8 protein-coding genes are annotated in these 7,571 nt (G+C 67.8%); 2 read left to right on the forward strand and 6 right to left on the reverse strand.

Annotated features, from left to right (window positions below; translation table 11 throughout):
- Nucleotides 1-92: 92 nt before the first annotated feature.
- From ACWDU4_RS28020 to ACWDU4_RS28040, 5 genes are read right to left on the reverse strand one after another with little or no spacing between them, the layout of a single operon-like run.
- Nucleotides 93-539, reverse strand: a complete 447-nt coding sequence (locus ACWDU4_RS28020; protein WP_450117228.1) for a nuclear transport factor 2 family protein — start codon at nt 537-539, stop codon at nt 93-95.
- 7 nt (nt 540-546) lie between these two features.
- Nucleotides 547-1,410 carry a TIGR03619 family F420-dependent LLM class oxidoreductase gene (locus ACWDU4_RS28025; RefSeq protein ID WP_450117229.1) on the reverse strand — a complete coding sequence of 288 codons (864 nt, stop codon included), beginning with the start codon at nt 1,408-1,410 and terminating at the stop codon, nt 547-549.
- A gap of 15 nt (nt 1,411-1,425) precedes the next feature.
- Entirely contained in the window at nt 1,426-2,601 is a 1,176-nt protein-coding gene (locus ACWDU4_RS28030) for a thiolase domain-containing protein (protein WP_450117230.1), read from the reverse strand.
- A complete protein-coding gene (locus ACWDU4_RS28035; protein ID WP_450117231.1) occupies nt 2,601-3,665 on the reverse strand; it encodes a thiolase domain-containing protein in 1,065 nt (354 codons plus the stop codon). The genes ACWDU4_RS28030 and ACWDU4_RS28035 overlap by 1 nt, the downstream gene beginning before the upstream one ends.
- 14 nt (nt 3,666-3,679) lie before the next feature.
- Complete coding sequence (locus ACWDU4_RS28040) at nt 3,680-4,651, reverse strand: Zn-ribbon domain-containing OB-fold protein (RefSeq protein WP_450117232.1); 972 nt, start codon at nt 4,649-4,651, stop codon at nt 3,680-3,682.
- 85 nt (nt 4,652-4,736) lie between these two features.
- Here ACWDU4_RS28040 and ACWDU4_RS28045 point away from each other — a divergent pair, with 85 nt between their 5' ends.
- Both ACWDU4_RS28045 and ACWDU4_RS28050 read left to right on the forward strand, forming a co-directional pair.
- On the forward strand, nt 4,737-5,777 hold the full coding sequence (locus ACWDU4_RS28045) for an LLM class F420-dependent oxidoreductase (protein ID WP_450117233.1): 1,041 nt from the start codon (nt 4,737-4,739) through the stop codon (nt 5,775-5,777).
- Nucleotides 5,778-5,940: 163 nt separating this feature from the next.
- Nucleotides 5,941-6,906, forward strand: a complete 966-nt coding sequence (locus tag ACWDU4_RS28050; RefSeq protein WP_450117234.1) for a hypothetical protein — start codon at nt 5,941-5,943, stop codon at nt 6,904-6,906.
- 126 nt (nt 6,907-7,032) lie between these two features.
- Here ACWDU4_RS28050 and ACWDU4_RS28055 read toward each other — a convergent pair whose 3' ends face one another.
- Entirely contained in the window at nt 7,033-7,485 is a 453-nt protein-coding gene (locus tag ACWDU4_RS28055; RefSeq protein WP_450117235.1) for a PPOX class F420-dependent oxidoreductase, read from the reverse strand.
- Nucleotides 7,486-7,571: the final 86 nt, after the last annotated feature.

The raw sequence follows: 7,571 nt of genomic DNA on the forward strand, positions 1-7,571 counted from the left end.
TTGTTTTTTTAGATATCGGGGAGTTGGGGTTTTATTTGACGAGGGGTCCTACGCCGTTCCGGGTTGCGGCCCTTCGTGTGTCCTGCTGTGGTCTACAGCTTCTTCAGGGTCTTCATCGCCCGCTCGACTTCCCAGAAGGCCCGCAGCGACTGCAGCCTTCCCTCGTCGTTGACGCGGTAGACGAACACGCCCTCCGCGTCGACCTGGGCGCCGGCCATCACCGTGCGGATCCGGCCGATGTTCACCACCTCGTTCCCGCAGAGCAACTGATCATCGATGATGAACTCCAGCGAGTCCGTGTTCGCGATGGTCATGTCGTAGAACTTCGAGATCGCCTCGCGGCCGTGGTGTCCCTTGCCCTCGGGGTCGAAACCCGAAGGGCCGACCGGGTCCTCGACCCAGCCGTCCTCGGCGAACAGGTCCAGCCACTCCTGCTTGCGCTTGCCACTGGCAGCGGACTGCGATGCGCGCGAGGCGATCAGGGCCGGATGCTCGCCGCCGCCGGCGGCGTCGGCCCGGGTTTCGGTGGTCTCGGTCATCTCGCTCCTAGTGGATGTTCTCGGCGGCGAACTTGCGCAGCGAGTCCTGTTTGGCCTCGAGCGGACCGTCGAAGGGGACCCCGTCGAACAGCCACGGAACGACGATGGCGTCGGTGATGCCCGCCTCGGCCATCTCGGCGTAGCCGTCCTTGCCGAACCGGTCGATGCACACCGCCTGGATCTCGAACGGCTCGTTCTCCCGGCCGTATTCGGCCCGCAGGTCGTCGAGCTTGCGCTTCGTCTCGACCAGATCCCGGAACTTCATCATCGCGGACGTCCAGCCGTCGCCGACCCGGGCCGCGCGCTTGAGCGCCACCCCGGTGTGGCCGCCGACGTAGAACGGCACCGGCTTGCTCGGTGCCGGGCTCATCTGCAGCCGATCGAAGTCGAAGAACTCGCCGTGGTACTCGACCATGCCCCCGGCGAGGACCAACTTGATGACCTCGATCATCTCGTCGACGCGGGCGCCGCGCTTCGCGTACGGCACCCCGCACCACTCGAACTCCTCCGGCGCCCAACCGATCCCGACGCCGAATCCGAAGCGGTTGTTCGTCAGGTTCGCCACCGAGCCGACCTGCCGGGCCAACAGCAGCGGATTGCGGGAGCCCAGTTTGAGGACGTTGGTGTAGAAGCCGATCGTCGAGGTGGCGGTGCCCATCGCCGCGGCGGCGACCAGCGGGTCCACCCACGGGGTCTCGGCGTTCCACATCCGGGAGCCGTCCGGGGTGTACGGGTAGTCCGCTGCCGCGGTCTCCATGTAGAACAGCGAGTCCGGCAGACCGATGTTCGCGAACCCGCACTCCTCCGCGGTCTGCGCGAGCGGCACCAACTGCTCGAGCGGACTCATCGCGATTCCGACGGTGAACTTCACGAGCGGCTTCCTCTCCTAGTTGGTGGGACGGTCGGAGCCGACCACCCACATCGCGAAGTACTGCGAGCCACCGCCGTACGCGTGACCGAACGCCTTGCGGGCACCGTCGACCTGGTGGTCGCCGGCCCGCTCCATCACCTGCATCGCGGACTCGGCGTACCGGATCATGCCGGACGCGCCGATCGGGTTGGACGAGAGCACGCCGCCCGACGCGTTCACCGGCATCCGGCCGCCGATCGCGGTCTCGCCGGCCTCGGTGAACTTCCAGCCCTCACCCTCCGGCACGAACCCGAGGTTCTCGAGCCACATCGGCTCGAACCAGGAGAACGGCACGTAGATCTCGGCCTCGTCGATCTCGGTGAGCGGATCGGTGATGCCCGCGGCCCTCCACAGGGCGGCGGAGGCGTCGCGGCCGGCCTGCGGGTTGGCGACGTTGCGGCCGGCGTACGACAGCGGCTCGGTGCGCATCGCGGTGGCGTGGATCCACGCGACCTTGCGGCCTTCGGACAGGATCTCCTGCGCGGCATCCTCGTTGCCGATGACGATCGCGCAGGCGCCGTCCGACGACGGGCAGGTCTCGTCGTATCGGATGGGGTCCCACAGCATCTGGGACGCCTGCACCGATTCGACCGTGATGTCGGACTGCTTGAGGTGCGCGTACGGGTTCAGCGCACCGTTGCGGCGATCCTTGACCGCGACGATGGCGCCGATGTGATCGGGCGCGCCGGAGCGGCGGATGTACGAGCGCACGTGCGGGGCGAAGAACCCGCCCGCGCCCGCGCCGACGGGCATCGTGAACGGCACCGGCGTGGACAGCGCCCACATGGCGTTCGACTCGGACTGCTTCTCCCAGGACACCGCGAGCACTCGCTTGTGCACGCCGGACTGCACCAGGCTGGCCGCGACGTTGCCGGTCGAGGCGCCCACCGAGCCGGCGGTGTGGACGCGCAGCAGCGGCTTGCCGTTGGCGCCCAGTGCGTCCGACATCGCGAGCTCCGGCATCATCGAGCCCTCGAACAGGTCGGGGGCCTTACCGATGACGATGGCGTCGATGTCGTCCCAGCCGACGTGGGCGTCGGCCATCGCGCGGTCCACGGCCTCGCGGATCATGCCCGCCATCGTCACGTCGTGCCGCTTGGCGACGTAATAGGTCTGGCCGGTGCCGAGGACGGCTGCCAGTTGCTTCGCCATTAGTTGCGTCCTTCCATGACTGCGACCAGGTTCTGCTGCAGCACAGGGCCACTGGTGGCGTGGGCGAGGGTGCGCTGGGCGTCACCGCTCATGATCTGACGGGCCGCGTAGCCGATCCGCTCGAGGCCACCCGCGAACATCGGGTTGCCGGTGAGCGGGCCACCCGAGGGGTTGATGGTGGTGGCGTCGGTCAGGCCGATCGCCTCACGCAGGATGATCTCCTGGTGTGTGAACGGGGCGTGCAACTCGGCGACGTCGATGTTCGAGACGTCACCACCGGTCGCGGCACGAGCGGCCGCGGCGGTGGACGGGGACACCGTCAGGTCGCGCGACCCGATGTTGGGGGAGTCGATGCGGTGCTCGATACCGGTGATCCACGCCGGACGCTCGCAGAGTTCGCGGGCACGGTCGCCACGGGCCAGGATGATCGCGGCAGCACCGTCGGTGATCGGGGCACAGTCGTGCGCCCGCAGGGGATCCGCGACGTACTCGGACGCCAGCAGCGCCTCGACGTCGACGTCCCCGGAGAGCTGGGCGTTCGGGTTGTTCTTGGCGGCCGCGCGGTTGCGCTTGGCGATCTCCGCCATGTCCTCGGCGGTCCACTTGCCCGCATCGAGACCGAGCCGCGCCTGCAGGCCCGCGACCGAGACCGAGTCCGGCCACAGCGGCGCCACGACGTACGGATCCATCTGCATCGCGAGGATCTGGCGGAGGTTGCCCGCGGAGGACTTGCCGAACCCGTACACGAGTGCGGTGTCGACCTCGCCGGTCATGATCTTGACCCAGGCCTCGTACAGCGCCCAGGCGGCGTCCATCTCGACGTGCGACTCGTTGATCGGCGGCACGGCGCCGATCGAGTCGATCGCGGAGATGAACGAGAAGGACCGGCCGGCCAGGTAGTCGGACGAGCCGGAGCACCAGAAACCGATGTCCGACTTGGTGATTCCCAGCTCCGCGTACAACTGCTGGAAGCAGGGGACGAGCATCTCGACGCCGTTGGTGGTGCCGGTGGTCTCGCGCACATGAGGGGCCTGTGCGAAGCCGACGACTGCAATGTCTGTCATGGTCTTACCGGCTCCTAGAGATGGTGCTTGTAGGTGTCGTAGTCCGCGTCCGGCTCACCGCTCGGGCGGAAATGGGAGATGTTGCGGAGTGAGTACACCCACTCGTCCTTCGGCCGCCAGACGGCCTCGACGCGCATGCCCATCCGGACCTCGGCGGCGTCGACGTCGAGGATCAAGTGCAGGAACGGAATGTCGGCGCCGTCGAGCAGCACGTAGGCGGCCACGTACGGAGGCTTGATCTGCTGGCCCATGAACGGGACGTTGACGATGCAGAACGTGGTGATGGTGCCCTTGTCGGAGACCTCGACCTGCTCCTTGGTGGGGACACCGTCGGTCGGGTTGGCGCCGCGCGGTGGGACGTACACCTTGCCGTTCGCGTCGGTGCGGCCGCCGATGACCTTGCCCTCCATCAGGCCACGCAGGTAGTACGACTCCTCGAACGACGCGGTGTGCGTGTAGTGCAGGTCGATCGGGGTGACGATGTCGGTGACCGGGTCGCCGCCGGCGGGAGCCGGCGTGGACTCGCTCTCGCCGGGTTCGAAGCACGCGATGTCGCGGATGTGCCCGGTGCGCTCGTCGGCCCAGCGGACCCGCACCCGCATTCCGGTACTCATCGCGTCCGCCGATCCGGCGTCGACGGCGTGCAGGATCGACGTGTCCGCGCCGTCCAGCTTGACCAGTGCCCACGCGAACGGGTGGCTCAGCGGCTGGCCCTCGATCGGATCGGGCATCCAGGTCCAGCTGACGACCGTGCCTGTGTCCGAGACGTCGACGAAGTCGGTCATCGGCTCGAGGGTGGCCGGGTCGAACTCGGGTGGCGGCACGTGGACGCGACCGTCGGAACCGCGGGCGCCGACGACCTTCCGGTCCCGGAGACCGGTCACGAACGCACCGATGGTCGGTCCCACCGATCGGGTGTAGTCGAATTTGAGATTAAGCGGTGCTCTCAGCGGCTGGTCGGCCGGTTGGGTCTTTTCAGGGGTCACGGATTCGAGTAGAACAGGTTCTTATTACTGTGGCAAGAGTCACTGAAGAAGTGCGGCGGATATGGGAAAACACGGAGGCACGCAAATGAAGCTGGGGTTGCAACTCGGGTACTGGGGTGCGCAGCCGCCCGCGAACGCGCAGGAACTCGTTACAGAAGCCGACCGCTGTGGTTTCGATGCCGTGTTCTCCGCGGAATCGTGGGGCAACGACGCGTTCACGCCGCTCGCGTGGTGGGGTTCGAGCACCGAGCGGGTCCGCCTCGGCACCTCCGTCGCACAGCTTTCCGGCCGGACGCCGACCAATGCCGCGATGCACGCGCTGACCCTCGACCACCTGTCGGGTGGTCGCGCGATCCTCGGCCTCGGCGTGTCCGGACCGCAGGTCGTCGAGGGCTGGTACGGGCAGCCGTTCCCGAAGCCGTTGGCGCGCACCCGTGAGTACGTCTCCGTCATCCGAAAGGTGTTGGCGCGCGAGGCAGCGGTGACCAACGACGGGCCGCACTACCCGCTGCCGTACCGCGGCGAGGACGGGATGGGTCTGGGCAAGCCGCTCAAGCCGATCACCCACCCGCTGCGCGCCGACCTGCCCATCTGGCTCGGTGCCGAGGGGCCGAAGAACGTGGCGCTCACCGCGGAGATCGCGGACGGCTGGCTGGCGATCTACTACACGCCGCGGCTCGCGCCGATGTACAACGAGTGGCTCGACGAGGGCTTCGCGCGACCGGGTGCCCGCCGCAGCCGCGAGGACTTCGAGATCGCCGCGACGTGCCAGGTCGTCGTCACCGAGGACCGCGCCGCCGAGATCGCCCGGCTCAAGCCGATCACCGCGCTGTACGTCGGCGGCATGGGCGCCGCGGAACTGAACTTCCACGCCCAGGTGTACACCCGGATGGGGTACGGCGAGGAGGTCAAGGAGATCCAGAAGCTGTTCCTGTCCGGCCGCAAGGAGGAAGCGGTCGCGATGGTGCCGGACGACATGGTCACCGACACGATGATCATCGGAAACCTCGACGAGGTCCGTCAGCAGGTGAAGGTGTGGGAGGACGCCGGCGTCACCATGCTCCTGGTCACCTGCCGTGACGTCGAGCAGATGCACCAGCTCGTCGAGGTCGTCACGCCGGCCTGACCGTCGCCCATAGCCCCCGCATGAACGGAAGCGTTCAGTCGAGTAGATCGACTGAATGTTCCGTTCATGCTGGGCCGGTGAGGTTGTCCACAGGCACGGAGACTTGTTCACAAGTGCACGGTGGGGAGCGCGGGACGCTGTCGGTCCGGTCAAGATCGACGGTATGAGACGTGGGGGATGGGCCGGCGAACGGCAGTTGCTCGGCGAGGTCGCCGACAGTGGGATCATCCGGGTGTCGACGCTCGTGTCGTTCGGGGTGTCGTCGTCGACGATCACGTCCAGGTGTGGGCCGGACGGTTCGTGGCGCAGGATTCTCCCTGGTGTCATCCAGTTGACCAACGGCCACCCGACTCACCGGCAGCGGTTGGTCGCCGGTCTGGCCTACTGCGGTGATGGTGCAGTCCTGACCGGCCGAACCGCATTGCGCGAGTATGGTTTCGGGACCGAGGCCGGAGACGTTCATGTCTTGCTCCCCGACCGGCGGAGAGTGCAGTCGACCGCCTTCGTCCGGGTCGAGCGGACAACCCGACTGCCGCAGCCGGTGATCCGGGGGGGACTGCCGTGCGCGCCGTTGCCGCGGGCGCTACTCGACGCCGCGCGGCGTTGCACGACGCTGAACTCGACGCGGGCGCTGATCGCGGCGGTGGTCCAGCGCAAAGCCGTCACTGCGGTGGAGTTGGCCGTGGAACTCGCCGAGGGAAGCATCCGCGGGTCCGCGTTCGCCCGGGTCGTCCTCGAGGAGATGAACGCGAACGTGCACTCGGTTCCCGAGGCGCTCGCGCGGCAGATCTGGCAGTCGACGGGCCTGCCGGAGATGGTCTTCAACCGCACGATCCGGTCCGAGGACGGAACTTTCCTTGCACAACCGGACGGATGGATCGACTGTGTGGGGCTTGCGTGGGAGATCGACTCGATCGACTGGCACACCGCACCCGAGTCGTACGCGGCCACGACGGCGCGGCGGACACGAATGCAGAATGCCGGGATCGTGGTCCTGTCGACGCTTCCACGGACTGTTCGGGACGATCCGGAAACCGTGCGCGATGCGTTGCGCGCGCATCACGCGTTGGCAGCGAGTCGGCCACGCCCACCGGTGGTCCTCGATTCGGTGGCTCCTGGTCGACCGTGATTTGGGCGCGGTCGACCAGGTCTCAGGTGTTCACAGGGGAATTCCGCCGCCGTGTCATCGCATGAACGGAACGTTCAGCCGATCTGATCGACTGAACGCTTCCGTTCATGCCATCAGGGGAGTGCGTCAGGAGGAGGGGGTCGGGAGTTCGGCCATGCCGTACACGCGGCGGGTGTGGATGCGCAGCACCCGACGGCGTTCGGCGACCATCGCGCGGCGGAACTCCTCCCAGTCCGGGTGTTCGGTGCCCGTGGCCCGGCGGTAGACGTCGACGAGTTCGTCCGTGGCGGCGTCGTGCGGGTCGGTGGCGACGGCGGTCAGCTCGGCGTCGCCCTCGACCACCGCGTACGACCAGAAGTCGCCCGCGCTTACATGTAGCGAGACGCGTGGGTCGCGGGCGGCGTTGCGGGTCTTGGCCCGGTCGGCGGTGACCGAGACCCGCGCCGTGCGAGTCTCCGGATCCCAGGCGTAGACGACGTTGGACAGCTGCGGCCTGCCGTCGCGCTTGATCGTCGTCAGCACACCCCGGGTGTGGGCGGCAACGAGGTCGAGCAGTCGGGAATCGGCGTCGGTGCTCATGTCGGCCACAACCCGGGTGCCGCCGGGATTGTTCCGCGATGTCAACCGATCCGACGGTCACGGCCCGGGGGCGCGCTGGGGGCGGG

It is taken from the genome of Rhodococcus sp. NPDC003348, from assembly GCF_053589375.1.

Bases quoted from the DNA above. Each gene is read 5' to 3' on its own strand.
- ACWDU4_RS28020 (WP_450117228.1), bottom strand. From the start codon at position 539: ATGACCGAGACCACCGAAACCCGGGCCGACGCCGCCGGCGGCGGCGAG.
- ACWDU4_RS28030 (WP_450117230.1), bottom strand. From the start codon at position 2,601: ATGGCGAAGCAACTGGCAGCCGTCCTCGGCACCGGCCAGACCTATTAC.
- ACWDU4_RS28035 (WP_450117231.1), bottom strand. From the start codon at position 3,665: ATGACAGACATTGCAGTCGTCGGCTTCGCACAGGCCCCTCATGTGCGC.
- ACWDU4_RS28045 (WP_450117233.1), top strand. From the start codon at position 4,737: ATGAAGCTGGGGTTGCAACTCGGGTACTGGGGTGCGCAGCCGCCCGCG.
- ACWDU4_RS28050 (WP_450117234.1), top strand. From the start codon at position 5,941: ATGAGACGTGGGGGATGGGCCGGCGAACGGCAGTTGCTCGGCGAGGTC.
- ACWDU4_RS28055 (WP_450117235.1), bottom strand. From the start codon at position 7,485: ATGAGCACCGACGCCGATTCCCGACTGCTCGACCTCGTTGCCGCCCAC.